The sequence below is a fragment of the Paenibacillus sp. FSL H7-0331 genome (assembly GCF_001956045.1).
The window spans coordinates 37,625-53,600 of sequence record NZ_MRTH01000015.1 but is presented as its reverse complement, the minus strand read 5'-3'; the positions used below and the strand labels follow the sequence as shown (position 1 = coordinate 53,600).

The following is a 15,976-nucleotide window of genomic DNA, read 5'->3' as shown; positions in this document are numbered from 1 at the left end:
CCCTCGTAACCCTGACAGTATGCTGTCAGGGTACTTGCTTTATGATTAGAAGTGTAAAGAAGAAACACAGAGACCCCAAATTCGAGGAGGCACTTCTAATGACAACGATTAACCACACATCAAACCATGTAGACACTGAGATTCGCCCTTTCCACATCGCCATTCCACAAGCTGATCTTGATGAACTGCACTACCGCTTGTCCCGCACTCGCTGGCCTGAAGCCTTGCAGGACGCTGGATGGAAGTACGGCGTGTCGCTTCCGTATGTGAAGGAGCTGGCAGCTTATTGGAACAATGAGTATGATTGGCGCAAGCATGAAGCGCGTTTGAATGAGTTTCCACAATTTACAACGACGATAGATGGGGCCAATGTGCATTTCCTGCATGTCCGTTCACCGGAGCCTGATGCGATGCCGCTCATCCTCACACACGGTTGGCCAAGCTCGATTGTGGAGTTTTTGGACCTGATTGGACCGCTTGCGGACCCACGGTCACATGGCGGCGATCCGGCGGATGCCTTTCATCTCGTCATCCCTTCTGTGCCTGGATTTGGCTTCTCTGGTGCCGCTCTCGAAGCCGGTTGGAATATAACTAGAATTGCCCGAGCATGGGCGAAGTTGATGGAACGTCTCGGTTACGAACAATATGGTGCTCATGGCAGCGATTGCGGTGCGCTCGTTTCCCGTGAGATGAGCATTCAGAAGCCTGACGGTCTGCTCGGTATTCATGTGCTGCAGTTATTCTCCTTCCCATCAGGGGATCCCGCTGAGATGGTAGACCTGTCCGCAGACGATCAGAGCCGACTTCAATTTCTGGCCAGCTTTCATGAACGGGCAGGCTTCAATGCGATCCAGCAGACCCGGCCGCAGACATTGACATATGGGCTGACGGACTCTCCTGCAGGCCAGCTCGCCTGGATCGCTGAGTTGTTCAATGGGTTTGGCGATCATGTGGACTTCATTAACCGTGACGCGTTTCTGACGAATGTAATGCTGTATTGGCTGACCAATACGGCGGAATCCTCCACTCGCCTCTACTATGAAAATGCACATAACAGCGAACAGGTTGTGCAAGGCCCTAATACGACCGAGACCGGGGTTGCTGTATTTGGCTACGACTTCAAATCGATGAAGCGTTTTGCAGAGCGCGATAACACTAATATTGTACATTGGTCGGAGTTTGAGCGTGGCACGCATTTTGCCGCCATGGATGCGCCGGATCTTTTGGCACCCGACCTGCAAAGCTTTTTCCGTCGCTTCAGATAATAACATGACTTCCTTGTATAAGAAGGTTATAGACGATTAGGTGTAGAAAATAATAAGAATCTGCAAGTGTGACCATTAAACTCGGCAAGGAGGAGCTTCAAGTGAAACTGGATCGGTTGCTTGCCATTACGATGACTTTACTTAATCAGCCCCGTGTCAACGCAACTGAACTGGCCGAGCGCTTTGAAGTTTCTCTGCGTACGATCTATCGGGATATGGAATCTATTAATCAGGCTGGAATCCCGATTGTTTCATTTCCCGGTTCGGACGGAGGGTATGAGATTATGTCCGGATATCGTATAGATAAACAAGTCTTAACCCTCGATGACTTTTCGTCTATTTGTTCGGCATTGAAAGGAGCACGCTCTGCTACCGACAGCTCGGACATCGATGGGCTTTTGGAGAGAATCAATGTCTTGATGCCGACTCCATCGAATGCCGCCAATATGGTTCATGTGGATCTCGATTTCACCCCAACCCCCAATGACAAGGTGAAAATCGCCCCTCTTCGTCAGGCTATTAAAGAGCTGCATATCATCCGGTTTGACTATTTAGATAGCAAGGGAACGGAAACAGAAAGAACGATCGAACCGATGGGATTGTTTCTCAAAGGATATGTTTGGTATTTGTATGGCTACTGCCTCACTCGATCTGCTATGCGTGTGTTCAGGCTTTCCCGTATGCTCAGACTGCGAAGCTTGCCTGAGACCTTCGTTCGGCGTACTTATACGCTGCAGGATGTTGAACAGCAGTTCATGAGCCATGCTAATTTTTCCAAGGTGCGAGCGGTTCTATGTTTTAATCCAGAGGTCAAGACGAGAGTACGGGATGAATATGGTTATGACCAGATCATAGATAACCCGGACGGTACGATATCAGTAACGGCACATTATTCCTCCACGGAAAAAGCGGTTCAGAACATTCTTAGCTACAGCAGCTATGTCAAGCTGATAGAGCCTCCCGAATTAATTGCCGAGCTGCAAGGTCATATTATGAAAATGGTCCAGATCTACAAGGTCGACTGATTCGATACCCAAGTGCTGCCGCGGGCGGTTGGAACGAGTATGGAGAGGTGATAAGGTGATAGGGGGAGAAGGTTGATAGCCGTAGGAGCCGTCTTGATCAATATCCGCTATTTGTGTACAAGGATACTACCTATTTTCCAATGACATGGTACGATTCCAGGTTGTTGGGATTCGCAAGATTATGGCAGAGCGACTAATGCCGCAACGAAGTACGCGCTAACGTGGAGGAGTTCCTTATGGAGTTGCTCTAATTGTTCATAGAGTGGGGAAATACGGAATTTTTATCTATACAGGATCTGCGTACCTTCAATCTCTTGTGAATCCTGTGGGCCCTTCGAGCTTGTCTTAGTATTTGTCTGAGATGCGGTTTCGTTAGGTGCTGCTGAATTTGAAGGCAATGCTGTACAAACAGTTGATGATAATAATAGAGCAGTGAGACTGAGGCTGCGAGTCATAATTAACATGGTTCATTTCTCCTTATAGGTTAGTTGCTGGTCTCATGAGTATCCCAAACAGGTTGTCATTTTAACAAGTTACCTTCTGTCATATCTTTGCATCCTGCGCTGAAATGGGCTGGTTTCCATGTCATATGACATTTAGGCACTGGTCTATATGACGTAGGGAGGATTAGACTGTGGATGACTATAAGAGTCTCAAAACAACCTGGGAGGGAAATGAACATGCACAAACGATTCGTGAGTAATATGCACAATATGTACTTTTTGTTTCTAACATTTATAACGGGATTGTTTTACTTTTGTTTTTATTTGGTTGGTCTTATACTGGGTTTAAGCTTGTGCTTTACATTAATAGGGGTTCCGATACTCTCTTATGTGATGCGCACGACACAAACATTTGTACAATACGAGCGTATTCAAACCAAGCTTTATGCTGATATCACGGTGGAGCCTTATCCAGAGAAACCACGCATAGAGGGTACCTTGTGGGCACAGGCTAAAGATGAGCTGCTCGATCATCGGAACTGGAGCGCTATCTCTTGGTTAATGCTGAAGTTTATTATTGGACTTATTGCTCTAATTAGTGCCGTATTTGTCTATGTGGCTCCTGCCCTATTCATCCTGACCCCGGTTCTATTCCAGATTGTCGATATCCAGTTGATGGGGATGCCTATCGATACATTCACCAAATCCCTTTATACGATGGCTGGGGGATTCGTTCTTGCTATTGTAGGTGCTTGGCTGGGAAATGGTCTGGTTCGAATGGTAGGGGGTTACACGCGTCATATGATTAACAGGTTAATCCGGTAGGACTTCCTAATTAGATAGCGATATGAAGTGAAACAGAAGGTTTGTTAGGGAGTTGATTGACTTGTACGACATGGTTAAACAATGGTTCTGGTATGATTGGATCATGTTCCTGATTCGAATTATTAGTAGTGTATCGCTCTTTCTCACAACGATTCAATTCCAGGATCAAATACCGATGCCGCTATGGGGTATGGGTATTTGGCAGCTTGTTGCATTTTCCGTACCTTGGCTGTGCTTGCTTCTTAACTATAAGTACTATCTGCTAACGGAAATTGTTTTTTCCGGGGGGCTGTGCTTGTTTTTGGGATATTTATTTCCAGAAGCCTATTTGTCGTTTTTGACATATGCTTTTCTGATCGCTGCCAATAGTGCACATCTTTCCTATCGTTGGTCGGGGCCTATTTCCATCGTCCTCATACCCTTACTTATTAATCTGCTGTCTCATCAGAATAACTACTTAATCATGATCATTCACATCGGGCTGGCTTACACGCTCGGATTTACCTTTCATCTGCTGGTCGTTAATCATAAGCAAAATGAGATCATCCGCGGGCAAAATGCCGTCCTGGAACAATATTTATCTCAAATCGAACGTATCACATTGGCTGAAGAACGTAACCGGCTTTCCAAAGAGCTGCACGATACGATCGGACATTCCTATACCTCTATCATTATGGGATTGGAAACAATGCGACCTCAGCTTTCGGAAAAGGCGCAGGAGAAAGGACTCGATCCTCTATTGCTATTGGCTCGCAAAAGTATAGAGGAAGTCAGAGGCTACTTACATAAGATGGAATCACCGCAAGAAAAGCTATCGCTGCTGCAATCTTTGCAGAATTTGGCCGATGAATTTCAAGCGAATACCAAAGTGCAGGTTCATTTTCGAACCTATGGCGCGGAATACCAGTTACCCAAGCAGGCCAAGCTGACCTTTTATCGCTGTCTTCAGGAATCATTAACTAATGCGGTACGTCATGGTCATTCCACGGAAATTAATGTTTCTGTGCAATTTGAGCAATGGCAAACGAGACTCGAAATAAAGGATAACGGTACAGGAATGCAGAAATGGCAGGAAGGCTTCGGCCTGAACGCAATGAAAGAACGAGCCATCAATCTGCAGGGACATGTCTCTGTTTACTCTGAGCCCAGTGAAGGAACTGTTGTTGTTTGCACACTGCCCAAGCAAGCGGAGCTGCCAGAAGAAATTATTCGCTTGCTGCTCGTTGACGATCAATCCTTCATACGTGAGAGTCTTCGTACCCTGATCGAAAGACACAAAGATTTGCAAGTGGTGGGCTTGGCTGAGGATGGGGAGCAGGCCATTGAAATTTGTGAGCAGGTCCAGCCGCAGCTGGTGATCATGGACTTGGACATGCCCAATATGGATGGTATGACTGCATCGAAAATTATGAAGCAAAGGTGGCCGAACATTCGTATTCTCATTCTGACCACGTTTCAAGATACGGAGCAAGCCCTAGAGGTGCTGAGAAGTGGGGCGGATGGGTACTTATTGAAATCTATGGAGCCACGTGAGCTTGTAGAAACGATTCGTCTTGTGTATCGTGGGGGCACTCTCATAGATCAGGATATGTCACAGAAATTGTTTGAGAAAATTCAACTAGACAAACAGGAGAGCAGCTTACCCAATACGAACACAACGGATGAATATGGACTAACGCCTCGTGAATTAGAAATTTTGCAGCTCGTATCCAAGGGTTTACGTTACAAAACTATCGCCTCAAAGTTATATTTATCTGACGGCACCGTCAGGAATTACGCCTCAACCGCCTATATGAAACTGGGCGTACGTAATCGGGAAGAAGCGGCCAAGAAAGCAATGGATGCCGGATTTCTCTAGTGCCTTAAAGAGGTTCTTGTTAATTCATTTAGATAATTTTTCAAGGGAGTGCTATATTCCCGAAAGACATGTTATAATATGGTGGATAATGGAAGTAATTTATCGAGAATAGTTGAGATGAGAAAGGTGAGATGAGGAGCATGGCTCAAGTGAAGATCTTTGGCATTAAGGAAAATCTGAACCCCATTAAGGAAAGGGTTTCGGATATTATTCATCTTTGTGTTGTTGAAGCTTTTAAATTTCCAATGGATAAGAGGTTTCATCGTTTCTTTCCAATGGCTAAAGATGATTTTTATTATGCCGCTGGACGAACTGAAGCCTATACCATTATTGAAATAAGTATTTTTGAAGGACGTTCAGTGGATTCCAAAAAACAATTAATTCGGTTGCTTTTTGAAAATTTTCATAACAAATTAAATATCACTGCGCAGGATTTAGAAATTACAATTTTTGAGACTCCTAAATCGAATTGGGGGATCAGAGGTTATCCAGGCGATGAACTTCAGTTAAATTATAATGTGAATATATGAATGTGGTTAGTGGGCAGCCAATGAACTTGGTTGCCTATTTGCTTTGCTATACATAGTGAAAGGTTGCAGAATAAGTTCTGCTGCGATACATTGAAAATAAAAAGTATTTGTTGTCAAAAAAATGCTCTAAACCCTTGTCTTACAAGGATCTAGAGCAAGCTTTACCATACTTCTCAGCCCTATTATTTAATAGAGTATGCCCAGGATTCTGTACGATAGTTAAGGAAGGGAAAACTCCAATATTCGATTGATCACTCTATTGCTGGAAGAAGCTTCTCCCATACGATATCCAGTAACGCCTGCATTCTTTTCTCGTCCGAGGTAATCGCAATGACCACATCCTGCTTGGGCATTATGATACAAAATTGACCGTTTGCACCTCTTCCACAAAACCCGCCAAACTGGCAGCGCCAAAACTGATACCCATAACCCTGCTGCTTGTCTATACCATCCATAGCAGCAGTTGATATATGAACAGAAGTCGCCTTCTCAATCCAGTCCTCCGATACGAGGCGTTTGCCGTCCCAAACTCCTTTACGTAAGTATAACTGTCCAAATTTCGCGATGTCCTCTGTCGTAAGATTAAGACCCCAGCCGCCACAGCTAATTCCCATAGGACATGATTCCCAAGTTACATTTTCGATTCCAAGAGGTTGAAAAAGTCTGGGCCGTAGATAGTCGAGAAGCGTTTGTCCGGTTACCTTCTGCACGATCGCGGACAGTAGGTAAGTAGCGCCACTGTTATAGACGAATCGTGAACCTGGAGCTTCTTCAATGGGTGTTTCGAAGAAAGCTTTTACCCAATCACCATCTTGTGTATTCCGTATGAGGTTTGTAGGATCTTCTGAATGGCCAGAAGTCATTGTAAGCAGATGTCGGATCAGTAAGGAGCTCATGTTGGACTCAATTTCCGGTGTCATATGATCAGGGAAATATTGCAGTACCGGTTCCTCGATGGATAGCAGACCATCATCAACCAACATACCGATAGCTGTTGAACAGAAGCTTTTACTAATTGAAAATAAAGCATGCGGTTCGTCCGGATGATGCGTTGGCCACCACTTTTCGGATACTACGTACCCATGACGAAGGAGCATAAAGCTGTGCATATTCAATCCGGCAGCTTCAATGGCGATAATGAATTGTTCAATGGCCTGTGGAATGATATTCTGATCTTCAGGTTTGGAACGAGGTAACAGATGTTCTGTCATAATAGCCCTCCCTTAGATATGGTTTCTTTTTCCATCATAACATGGATTGGGCAGAAGCGATGAGGACAATTGGAATAAAATGAAAGATTTATTTCCACTATAAATAAAGCAGACATGCGTTTGCAGGTTTCAAGTGGATACGATATGATGATGGCAGTTTCGGAAAACTCAATAGGAGTTGATTTCATATGAACCTAGAGGTCAATACAAAAATGAAAATATCAAAGTCTGTAAAGGACGTATTCGAAGCTTTTGTGTATCCTGTACAAATGGCAAACTATTGGTTCACAGGCTCGGATCAATGGGAACAAGGCAAAACGATTACTTTGAGATATATGGAATACAATGCACAAGTGGATATTAAAATATTGGAGCTCGAAGAAAATAAGAAAATCGTGTTCCAGTGGGGAACAACCGGGGATGGGAATGTGGTTACGATTACGCTGAAAGAGCTTGACTCTAAGAGTTCCCTTATTGAGATTAATGAAGTAGGCTTTAAAGAGAATGATGATGAACTCATAAGCAAATTGTTGGGCAATAAAGAAGGCTGGGTATACATGTTAACCTGTCTAAAAGGTTATTTGGAATATGGCGCTATTTTGAGAGCTGCATTGGTGATATAAGGTTTATTCAATGTTTAACGGTAGTCTGGACTGAATTCCTATGTCCTGGGCTACCGTTGTATTTGTGTAGAACGACCCATACTTATATTTCCGAAAGTTTGTCCAAATAAGCGCGCAGAACATCGTGTTGGAGAACAAGACTCATGAACTTGCCTTCACGAATGCATTGAACCAAATCGGCTGTCTCCAATTCTTTAATATGATGGGAGATGGTAGCGGCGCTCACGTTGTGGGACTCATGCAGTATACTGCAGGGTAGCGGCTCTTTGGCTGCTCCGATTTCCTTGAGCATTTGATAACGACGCGGTTCGGCCAGGGCGCGGGAGATCCTCGAGAACTGCTGGTCGGATAAGGTTGTCATACAGATTTCTCCTTTTCTGTGACATTGTGTGTTGTTGTATTAACTTCTTTTTATGTCGTTGGTCGCTCTTCATTTTGATGATATGGAAGTATCTTGATTTGTCAACGCAGATTTAGGTAACCATGAAAAGCAACTGTGATTATGTTTATCATACCATATTTGGTCTAAAATTTCTCCTGAGCAGACAGGATGATCGATCCTCCACTCCCGTGCATTTCTGATCCTATCAGGCATTATCGTATAATTTAATTAAGGTACCCATTTAAATCCCAGAATTGACCATGTTTGAGACATTGTTATAATTGGAGATGCTATGGATTACACAATCCCTACAGGATTTATAACAGCAAATAAACAGCTCCATTTAGCAATAGTCATAGAAGGGAATTGTAGTTCCCTCTATGCTTATTGCTAAAAGAGCTGCTTGTCTGGCAATCAGTGATTAGTGAGGGTTAGCTTAGATCTCGCTTTTTTTGAACCAAGGGATGTTCTTAGCATAATGGTCACAAAACCAAGCGCCAGGAATATGATGCCGGACCATACGACATGATGAGTGCCCATATTTGCAATAAACATACCGCCAATTAATGTGCCGACCGTTACGCCTAGATTGGCAAAGGCAACAAACAAGCCGTTTGCAAAGTCAGGCGCTTCTGGGGCTGAGGAAGTAATCCAGTATTGAGATATATTGAGTCCGAGGGTAAAAAGAACACCCCATAACGCGATAATTATCGTCATTGGAATAGTGAAATTCCCTAGTAAATACGCGAGTAAATAAATGACTCCGAACACAAATGGAAACACGATTGCTGTTGCGATCGCTCTATTGCTTAGTAATTTTCCAGCCAATAGATTACCTGCCATACCGGTTACACCGAATAATACCAACATCAGGCTGATTTGTTTTCCAGTCATATGAGTAACGGTATCCAGATACTCGGCAAAAAAACTGTAAACGGCATACATCGATGAATTCAAGAAAATGACAGTCACAATGCTGATCCAGACCAGTGGTTTCTTCAACACGCCCAACTGTGCTCCGTAGGATAGTTTTTCCTTAACGGGCATAGACGGGATGAAAGCGAGAATGGTTACGAATGCTATCGCATTGACTACAGCAAAGAACCAAAGTGAAGCTTCAAGCGACATGACGTCCGCGATAAAAGACGTGATGGGTGTACCAATGACCATCCCGGCAGTAACGCCCATGAATACCTTGGATATGACTTTGGGAACCTGGTCTTTGCTAACGGAATTGGCTGCTGCTGTAAAAGCTACCGAGAAATAAACGGGATGCAGGAACGCAGGGATAATCCGAGCTATAAGGAGCACGGTAAAGTTAGGCGCATAAACAGATATCACATTGGTGATGACGAAAAGTCCGATTACCATGAGCATGGCTATCTTACGATTCATTCCTGAGAAAAGCAAGGGTAAGAAGGGGCCGCTAATCGCAACAGCCAGTGCGAAAAGGCTGACAAGCAAACCTGCGTCGGATACGGTTATGCCAAATTGTTGGGAAATCTGTGGCAAAATGCCGATTACACCCATTTCGGTATTAATGATACCAAAGATACCGAAAGCGAGGATGAATATAATTAAAGATTTAGATTGAGCCACCTTTGAAATCATCTCCCAAATATCGTGTAGTTGTATATCTCTCAATTGACGCTAGTCACACGCGCCGATTTTCTTCAAACCTCAAGCAGTTCTGGCGGGATTAAACAGCTAAATCACATCAAACCATCCTTCTTTTTTTGTCGTCAATTAGATACTTGTATAACTATATAACTAAAGGTGTTGTTCGTCAAGTACCTTATTCGCGCATAAAAACAAGGAATATGAGCTTAAATGTGGAATTCGTTAACATAACGTGAAGTGCAGACAAGATAGAGGGAAGGTGTGAAGAAATGAAAGAAAAGGTTCTCCAAGCTTACGAAAAGCTTGCTAAAGACTATGAAATACATGTGGATATTGAGAGTGGGCATAACGCTTATTATGAACGACCGGCGATGATGAAGCTTATGCCAAGCGATATGAGAGAACTAGCAGTCCTGGATGCTGGCTGTGCCGCAGGTTGGTATTCGGAGCAATTTATAAAACGGGGTTCTCAGGTTACGGCTGTTGATCTAAGTCCTGCCATGGTAGAAGCTTGTAAAAGGCGAGTTGGTGATGAGACAGCGGTGTTTACTTGTGATTTGGCTGAAACACTTCCGTTCCATAACGAGACATTCAACCTGATTGTAAGTTCATTGACCCTTCACTACATCGATGACTGGGCACCCACCTTTCGTGAATTTCATCGTATCCTGAAACCAGGAGGCTGCCTGATTTTCTCTGTGCATCACCCTTTTATGGACTTTAAACACTTTGATAGACCCGATTACTTTGCCCATGAGCTACTGAAGGAAACATGGAACAAAAAGGAGTCCGGACCCGTAGAGGTTACATTTTACAGGAGACCTCTTCAAGAAATACTTAACGTCACCTCAGCACAATTTGTAATTGACAGAATCGTTGAGCCGCAGCCCGATATAGAGTTCAAAGATAAACCTGAGTCCATGGATTGGTACAAACGATGGTTTGATCGTCTTTCGACGAACCCGCATTTTCTTATTGTAAAAGCACGAAAACAATAATCGTTCCTTATAAGACATAGTCTGAACCTCCATTTGGTAGCATACCAGAAGGAGGTTTTTATTTTAACGAACATAGTTCTTTACGAACTATGTTCGTTGTGGTATAACTTGAAGAGAAAGGAGCGAGTTGAAATGAATACAAATACACAAGCGAATCATGCCACAGCCGCGTTCTCAGTCGAGTGACTCCTATTACGACATCTGCTCAACAAATCGTAACCTCATTTGGTATTACTATTGTCACTGCTTGTTTATCACACCGTATCAACGCCTTACAAGATGTCCACAAGTTGGGGAAGAGGCTTGTCCCTGTAAGTGTTAGGATAAACGGAAATATTGTCATATCTAAAAACGAACAATGTTCGTTATATTATAAAATAGTCAAGACATTCACAATCTAACTTTGAGGAGCTGAAAAGGATGACAGCAGCATCAGCAAAAGAACAACGTATCGCAATTATAGGTGGAGGTCCCGGCGGATTGACGTTAGCCCTGATTTTGCAGCGGCACGGTATAAAAGCGGTTGTGTATGAACGCGAAGATTCGGATAAAAACAGCGACAGTGGTGGCTCGTTGGACATTCATGAAGATACCGGGCAAATCGCGCTTAAAGAAGCAGGCCTTTACGAGCAATTTAAAGCGATTGCCCGCTATGAAGGAGAAGACTTCCGGCTTCTCGACAAAACGGGCAAAATTTATATGGATGAGGTGGCTGGCATCGATGATACCGGGGAACGTCCCGAAATCGACCGCGGAACCCTATGTGATCTGCTGCTGAACGATCTCGACCCTGAATGCCTTCACTATGGGCATAAATTAATTGAAGCCATTCCTTTGGATAATGGCATGCATGAGCTTCGCTTTGAGAATGGGCACGTGGATACCGTCCATCTTGTCGTCGGTGCCGATGGCGCCTTCTCCCGTATACGTCCTCTTCTCACGGATGCCAAAGCCGAATATAGCGGACTCAGTATGGTGGAGCTTAATGTGGACAATGCAGCCGTCGCCCATCCTGAACTCGCCGCCTTTAACGCTCGTGGGAAGATGTTTGGTCTTGCCGATCATCAAGCGATTCTTGCTCAGCTCAATGGAGATGGCCGTATCAAGGTATATTTAAGCTTTAGAGCCGAACGTGACTGGCTGGATACGTGCGACATTCCATTCAATCAGCCCAAGGAAGCGAAAAGGAAGCTGCTACAGTATTACAGTGATTGGGACGAACAACTGAAGAACTATATCCACTGCTCTAACGACAAGATGATCCCAAGACGCATCTATATGCTGCCTGTCGGTCTGAAATGGGCCTTCAAGTCGGGTGTCACGTTAATCGGTGATGCTGCGCATCTGATGTCTCCTTTTGCAGGAGAAGGCGTGAACTTGGCGATGCTGGATGCAACACAACTGGCGCTAGCCATCGCTCACTATGACGATCTCGATGAAGCGGTCAGCGTATACGAGGAGAAGATGTACGTCTACTCATCCCGATCAGCCGAGGAATCAGATAAGAACCTCAAGCTTATTTTCTCCGATGACGCTGCAACCAAATTGAAGGAAACGTTTGATCAGTATCATCATCAGGCTGAACTTAAAGAATAAATCAAGAACCGCTATGAACCTCGGACTTCGTGTAATAGAGCGCATTGAAAATGAAAAATAGTACAAAGGTTAATCCATTGGGATATAAAGGGTTGAGAACACCTATATCCACATTTGATTTAATCAAATCAAGCATATGAATGATTGCAGAACCGAATGGAAAATAGCTTACAAAAGTAATGCGTTCCGGAATATGGTCCTCAACTCCCTGAATCGCCATCATATTAATGAGGATAGCGACTATTCCGAGCACGACCGGAGGGATGAAGCTTTTTCCAACAATTCCGGCTGTCATCATAATCGGGATAAGCAGAGCTTGCAGCACAAACATCCACAAATACGCATCGGTATATTTCCAGAACAGTTCTGCCGTAATCGGTTGATGGCCTATTAGGCTGCCTGACAACCAAATCAATGAATAATTAAGGGCAGATACCGTAACAGATAGAAGCAGAACGACAACCATTTTTGCAAATAAAATCGTGACGCGACGATGAGGATATACGAAAAGTTGATTAACCGTATTATCATTGTATTCCCGGACCACCACATATCCTGCTAGCATCGATAATAACATCGGACCAATCATTACGTTGAGAAACAGAAGATTGTTATTTAACAGATTGGTCCAATTCATGTCCTTGAATTCACCGAATGTGGTGATCAACGCAGGCAGTACAGCGCCAATGATCGTTAACCAGAGAATGTTGGAGCGTTTTAATTTCAGTAATTCGGTATACATAATATTAAGCACTTCGAGCACCCCCCGTCAGGCCAAGGAAATAATCCTCCAATGTTTCACGCAGCATCGTAATTTCGCACACATCTATGCCGTTATCAACAAGTGTTCGATTGATCATAGCCGATTCTGATAGCTGTTCGAACACCCTGACAATGCCCGGTTCGGGAACGGAGTAGTCGTGAATGCCCAGCTTCTGCTCCAGCAGCATAACTGTCTGACGATCATTGCTTACCTTATACTCCACACAATGTCTGTTTCTCATCTGCAGCGCTTCTTGTTCAATTTCCTCCACTAATTTTCCGTTATGAATAATGCCAAGTACCGTAGCCATCTGCTGAACCTCACTTAAAATATGGCTCGATACCAAAACAGCAATATTGCGTTTCGATGCCAACTCAATAATTAAATTGCGTACTTCCTTTATTCCAACAGGGTCCAAACCGTTTGTCGGCTCATCGAGGATAAGCAGCTCCGGATGATGCAGTAGAGAACGGGCTATGCCAAGACGCTGCTTCATTCCGAGCGAGAAGCTTTTCACTCGCTTGTTGCGAACGTCCAGCAAACCTGCTTGCTCCAGTGATTGTTCAATGCTTTCCTTGTTCCCCATGCCCATCATTCGGCGGTGGATGTCGAGGTTCTCGGCGGCAGTCAGATTCGGATAAAAGCCGGGTATTTCAATCATCGAACCGATGCGTTCAAAAGCTGCTCTGTGCCCCGACTCCAAGGTCTGCCCGAACAGTTCGATCTGGCCTGATGTGGGCTGGATGAGACCCATAATCATGCGAATCGTCGTCGTTTTACCTGCTCCGTTCTGGCCGAGAAAACCGTAAATCTCTCCTTTTTTCAAGGAAATGTTGATACAGTCGACCGCTGTGTGATCTTTATACTTTTTGGTGAGGCCGCTTGTTTTCAAAATGGTTTCCACTTGTTCCCAACCCCCTATAAGTTTTGCATAGCAAAATGACTTCGTAAGCCATCATTTTGGTTGGTTTTAATTATATAGAGTACACTTTACATCCTAATTAACTATTCCTTACATTTTTCTTAAGTTGCCTTGGGCAAGTAGAAGGAAAAGCTGGTTTTTTGATTTGGGATGCTGTCGACATGAATTTCACCTTGCTGTTTCTCAACTAATTTTTTGGTAATCGTCAGGCCCAGACCATTCCCTTGCTGAACAGCATTTCTGGATGCTTTGCCCGTATATAGGCGCTCGAATATATACGGCAAATCTGTCTCTGAAATCCCTTGGCCTTGATCCCAAACATCAATCCATACGCGTTCTTCTTCTTCCCGAACCCTAATGCCGATCATTCCACCTTCCACTCCGTAACGAAGCGAATTGGACAGCAGATTGTTCATAATCCGATCTATGCTGTGCCCATTTCCCCAAACGTAAATGGGGTGTTCGGGAAGCTGCAGCTGTGGACTCAATTGTACGAGCTGAAACTGGTGATAGAAGGAAAGTATCGCTTCTTGTATTTTGTCAATGATGTTGATTCTCTCAGGGTTCAATAGTTCATCATCGGCCTCCAGTTTGGAAAGCTCGAAGAAATCTCGTATCAAAGTTTCCAGCTTGTTCCCCTTGGAGGAGATGATTTGGAAGTAATGCTGTCGTGTAGCTTCTGTAAGGGTTTTATCTGTCTGCATGAATTCTACGTAGCCTAGAATGGCTGTTAGCGGTGTTCGTAAATCGTGGGAGAGATGGGTGATCATTTTTTTTCGTTCGCTTTCCAGCCAGTTGACCTTCTCCATGCTTCGCTGAAAGTCATCGATGAGTCGGTTCATACTGCCTCCGAGCTCGTTCAGGGATTTCTGCGTGGTGGAAATACGGACTCTCTGATTGATGCTGCCATTGCGTATCTCTTCGATACGGGCGGTCACCATCGCTAACTGCCGTTTGAAATGCCACTGTCGAATAACAAGTAAGCTGCTTGCAGCAAGCAAAATAACGGTGATGCTAGTCTGGATGTACGTGAACATCAGTTAGCAGCCTCCCCGAGTTTGTATCCTATTCCCCAAACCGTTTGAATATATTCCGGCTGAGACGGATTCAACTCAATTTTAGTGCGAAGACGGCGGATATGTACCATGACCGTGTTGTCATCAGACATACAGTCTTCCTTCCAGACGGCTTGAAAAATTTGCGCCTTCGTGAAGACCCGGGAAGGTTTGGAGAGAAACAACTTTAATATTTCAAATTCTTTGGAGGTCAGCGTTATTTTACCGGTTCGTGACGCGACTTCATAGGTATGTAAATTGATCGTAAGATCGCCATGGGTCAACACGGACGAGGGATCGTCTTTCGTACTATTGTTAAAGTAGACATAACGTCGAAGCATAGCCTTGACCCTCGCGGACAGCTCTCCAAGCCCAAAAGGCTTTGTTAAATAATCGTCCGCACCGAGCCCAAGTCCGATGATTTTGTCCACCTCGTCTCCTTTTGCAGAGAGGATCAGTACAGGAATATTTTGTGTTTCTCGTACGCGACGGAGTACTTCATAACCGTCAATCTCAGGTATCATCAGATCCAAAATGAGGATTTGAAATTGTGTTTGTGCTAAGAGGCTGAGTGCCTCTTTTCCGTTGTAGGCGGATGTTGTTTCATAGCCTTCTTTTTGTAAATAAGCGGCCAGCAATTCGTGAATCTCCCAGTCATCTTCGACAATGAGTATTTGTGAAGTTATATTGTCCACTCCTCGATAGTTCGGATAAAAACATCTTACCTTTTTTTGGATTTTTGGAAAAGCAGTAACTAGGATCAATCGTCTAATGAGCATTCTTTCTCTGAGGTATGCTGTCATTAGGCGCAACAAAAAGCTTATCCAGTCATACAAATCATACATATATGGTATGCTGTA

Annotated in this window: 15 protein-coding genes; 8 read left to right on the top strand and 7 right to left on the bottom strand. The window is 44.1% G+C overall.

Annotation, left to right across the window (positions count from 1 at the left end):
* The first annotated feature begins 98 nt into the window (after window positions 1-98).
* The 5 genes from BK127_RS21895 to BK127_RS21875 all read left to right on the top strand — a co-directional run bounded on the left by BK127_RS21895 (window position 99) and on the right by BK127_RS21875 (window position 5,946).
* Window positions 99-1,265, top strand: coding sequence for an epoxide hydrolase family protein (locus BK127_RS21895; protein ID WP_076233654.1), 1,167 nt, complete (start codon window positions 99-101; stop codon window positions 1,263-1,265).
* A 101-nt stretch (window positions 1,266-1,366) separates the two neighbouring features.
* Window positions 1,367-2,290: a helix-turn-helix transcriptional regulator gene (locus BK127_RS21890; protein WP_076233653.1), complete on the top strand. Its 924-nt coding sequence runs from the start codon at window positions 1,367-1,369 to the stop codon at window positions 2,288-2,290.
* A gap of 680 nt (window positions 2,291-2,970) precedes the next feature.
* Complete coding sequence (locus tag BK127_RS21885) at window positions 2,971-3,558, top strand: sensor domain-containing protein (RefSeq protein ID WP_076233753.1); 588 nt, start codon at window positions 2,971-2,973, stop codon at window positions 3,556-3,558.
* A 61-nt stretch (window positions 3,559-3,619) separates the two neighbouring features.
* A complete protein-coding gene (locus tag BK127_RS21880) occupies window positions 3,620-5,416 on the top strand; it encodes a helix-turn-helix transcriptional regulator (RefSeq protein WP_179097568.1) in 1,797 nt (598 codons plus the stop codon).
* A 140-nt stretch (window positions 5,417-5,556) separates the two neighbouring features.
* Window positions 5,557-5,946, top strand: a complete 390-nt coding sequence (locus BK127_RS21875) for a tautomerase family protein (protein WP_076233652.1) — start codon at window positions 5,557-5,559, stop codon at window positions 5,944-5,946.
* A gap of 251 nt (window positions 5,947-6,197) precedes the next feature.
* Here the strand turns inward: BK127_RS21875 and BK127_RS21870 are convergent, their stop codons facing one another.
* On the bottom strand, window positions 6,198-7,157 hold the full coding sequence (locus BK127_RS21870) for a serine hydrolase domain-containing protein (RefSeq protein WP_076233651.1): 960 nt from the start codon (window positions 7,155-7,157) through the stop codon (window positions 6,198-6,200).
* Window positions 7,158-7,369: 212 nt separating this feature from the next.
* On the opposite strand from BK127_RS21870, the gene BK127_RS21865 reads away from it, so the two are divergent.
* On the top strand, window positions 7,370-7,780 hold the full coding sequence (locus BK127_RS21865) for an SRPBCC domain-containing protein (RefSeq protein ID WP_256711401.1): 411 nt from the start codon (window positions 7,370-7,372) through the stop codon (window positions 7,778-7,780).
* A gap of 82 nt (window positions 7,781-7,862) precedes the next feature.
* On the opposite strand, the gene BK127_RS21860 is transcribed toward BK127_RS21865, so the two are convergent.
* Together BK127_RS21860 and BK127_RS21855 are read right to left on the bottom strand one after the other, a co-directional pair.
* Window positions 7,863-8,141 carry an ArsR/SmtB family transcription factor gene (locus BK127_RS21860; RefSeq protein WP_076233649.1) on the bottom strand — a complete coding sequence of 93 codons (279 nt, stop codon included), beginning with the start codon at window positions 8,139-8,141 and terminating at the stop codon, window positions 7,863-7,865.
* Between the two features lie 435 nt (window positions 8,142-8,576).
* Window positions 8,577-9,761 carry an MFS transporter gene (locus BK127_RS21855; protein WP_076233648.1) on the bottom strand — a complete coding sequence of 395 codons (1,185 nt, stop codon included), beginning with the start codon at window positions 9,759-9,761 and terminating at the stop codon, window positions 8,577-8,579.
* A gap of 290 nt (window positions 9,762-10,051) precedes the next feature.
* Between BK127_RS21855 and BK127_RS21850 the strand changes: the two genes are divergently transcribed.
* Entirely contained in the window at window positions 10,052-10,780 is a 729-nt protein-coding gene (locus BK127_RS21850) for a class I SAM-dependent DNA methyltransferase (protein ID WP_076233647.1), read from the top strand.
* A 420-nt stretch (window positions 10,781-11,200) separates the two neighbouring features.
* Complete coding sequence (locus BK127_RS21845) at window positions 11,201-12,376, top strand: FAD-dependent oxidoreductase (protein WP_076233646.1); 1,176 nt, start codon at window positions 11,201-11,203, stop codon at window positions 12,374-12,376.
* Window position 12,377: 1 nt separating this feature from the next.
* On the opposite strand, the gene BK127_RS21840 is transcribed toward BK127_RS21845, so the two are convergent.
* From BK127_RS21840 to BK127_RS21825, 4 genes are all read right to left on the bottom strand, one after another.
* Complete coding sequence (locus tag BK127_RS21840; protein WP_179097567.1) at window positions 12,378-13,118, bottom strand: ABC transporter permease; 741 nt, start codon at window positions 13,116-13,118, stop codon at window positions 12,378-12,380.
* A gap of 4 nt (window positions 13,119-13,122) precedes the next feature.
* Window positions 13,123-14,043: an ABC transporter ATP-binding protein gene (locus tag BK127_RS21835; protein WP_076233644.1), complete on the bottom strand. Its 921-nt coding sequence runs from the start codon at window positions 14,041-14,043 to the stop codon at window positions 13,123-13,125.
* 119 nt (window positions 14,044-14,162) lie between these two features.
* The gene (locus BK127_RS21830; protein WP_076233643.1) at window positions 14,163-15,098 is read right to left on the bottom strand and encodes a sensor histidine kinase; all 936 of its coding nucleotides are present in this window, start codon (window positions 15,096-15,098) and stop codon (window positions 14,163-14,165) included.
* Window positions 15,098-15,802 carry a response regulator transcription factor gene (locus BK127_RS21825; RefSeq protein ID WP_372237367.1) on the bottom strand — a complete coding sequence of 235 codons (705 nt, stop codon included), beginning with the start codon at window positions 15,800-15,802 and terminating at the stop codon, window positions 15,098-15,100. Before BK127_RS21825 ends, BK127_RS21830 begins: the two co-directional genes overlap by 1 nt.
* Between the last annotated feature and the right edge of the window lie 174 nt (window positions 15,803-15,976).

Coding starts and splice junctions, on each gene's coding strand:
- BK127_RS21895 (WP_076233654.1), top strand. CDS start 99: ATGACAACGATTAACCACACATCAAACCATGTAGACACTGAGATTCGC.
- BK127_RS21830 (WP_076233643.1), bottom strand. CDS start 15,098: ATGTTCACGTACATCCAGACTAGCATCACCGTTATTTTGCTTGCTGCA.
- BK127_RS21845 (WP_076233646.1), top strand. CDS start 11,201: ATGACAGCAGCATCAGCAAAAGAACAACGTATCGCAATTATAGGTGGA.
- BK127_RS21850 (WP_076233647.1), top strand. CDS start 10,052: ATGAAAGAAAAGGTTCTCCAAGCTTACGAAAAGCTTGCTAAAGACTAT.
- BK127_RS21840 (WP_179097567.1), bottom strand. CDS start 13,118: ATGTATACCGAATTACTGAAATTAAAACGCTCCAACATTCTCTGGTTA.
- BK127_RS21875 (WP_076233652.1), top strand. CDS start 5,557: ATGGCTCAAGTGAAGATCTTTGGCATTAAGGAAAATCTGAACCCCATT.
- BK127_RS21865 (WP_256711401.1), top strand. CDS start 7,370: ATGAAAATATCAAAGTCTGTAAAGGACGTATTCGAAGCTTTTGTGTAT.
- BK127_RS21870 (WP_076233651.1), bottom strand. CDS start 7,157: ATGACAGAACATCTGTTACCTCGTTCCAAACCTGAAGATCAGAATATC.
- BK127_RS21885 (WP_076233753.1), top strand. CDS start 2,971: ATGCACAAACGATTCGTGAGTAATATGCACAATATGTACTTTTTGTTT.
- BK127_RS21860 (WP_076233649.1), bottom strand. CDS start 8,141: ATGACAACCTTATCCGACCAGCAGTTCTCGAGGATCTCCCGCGCCCTG.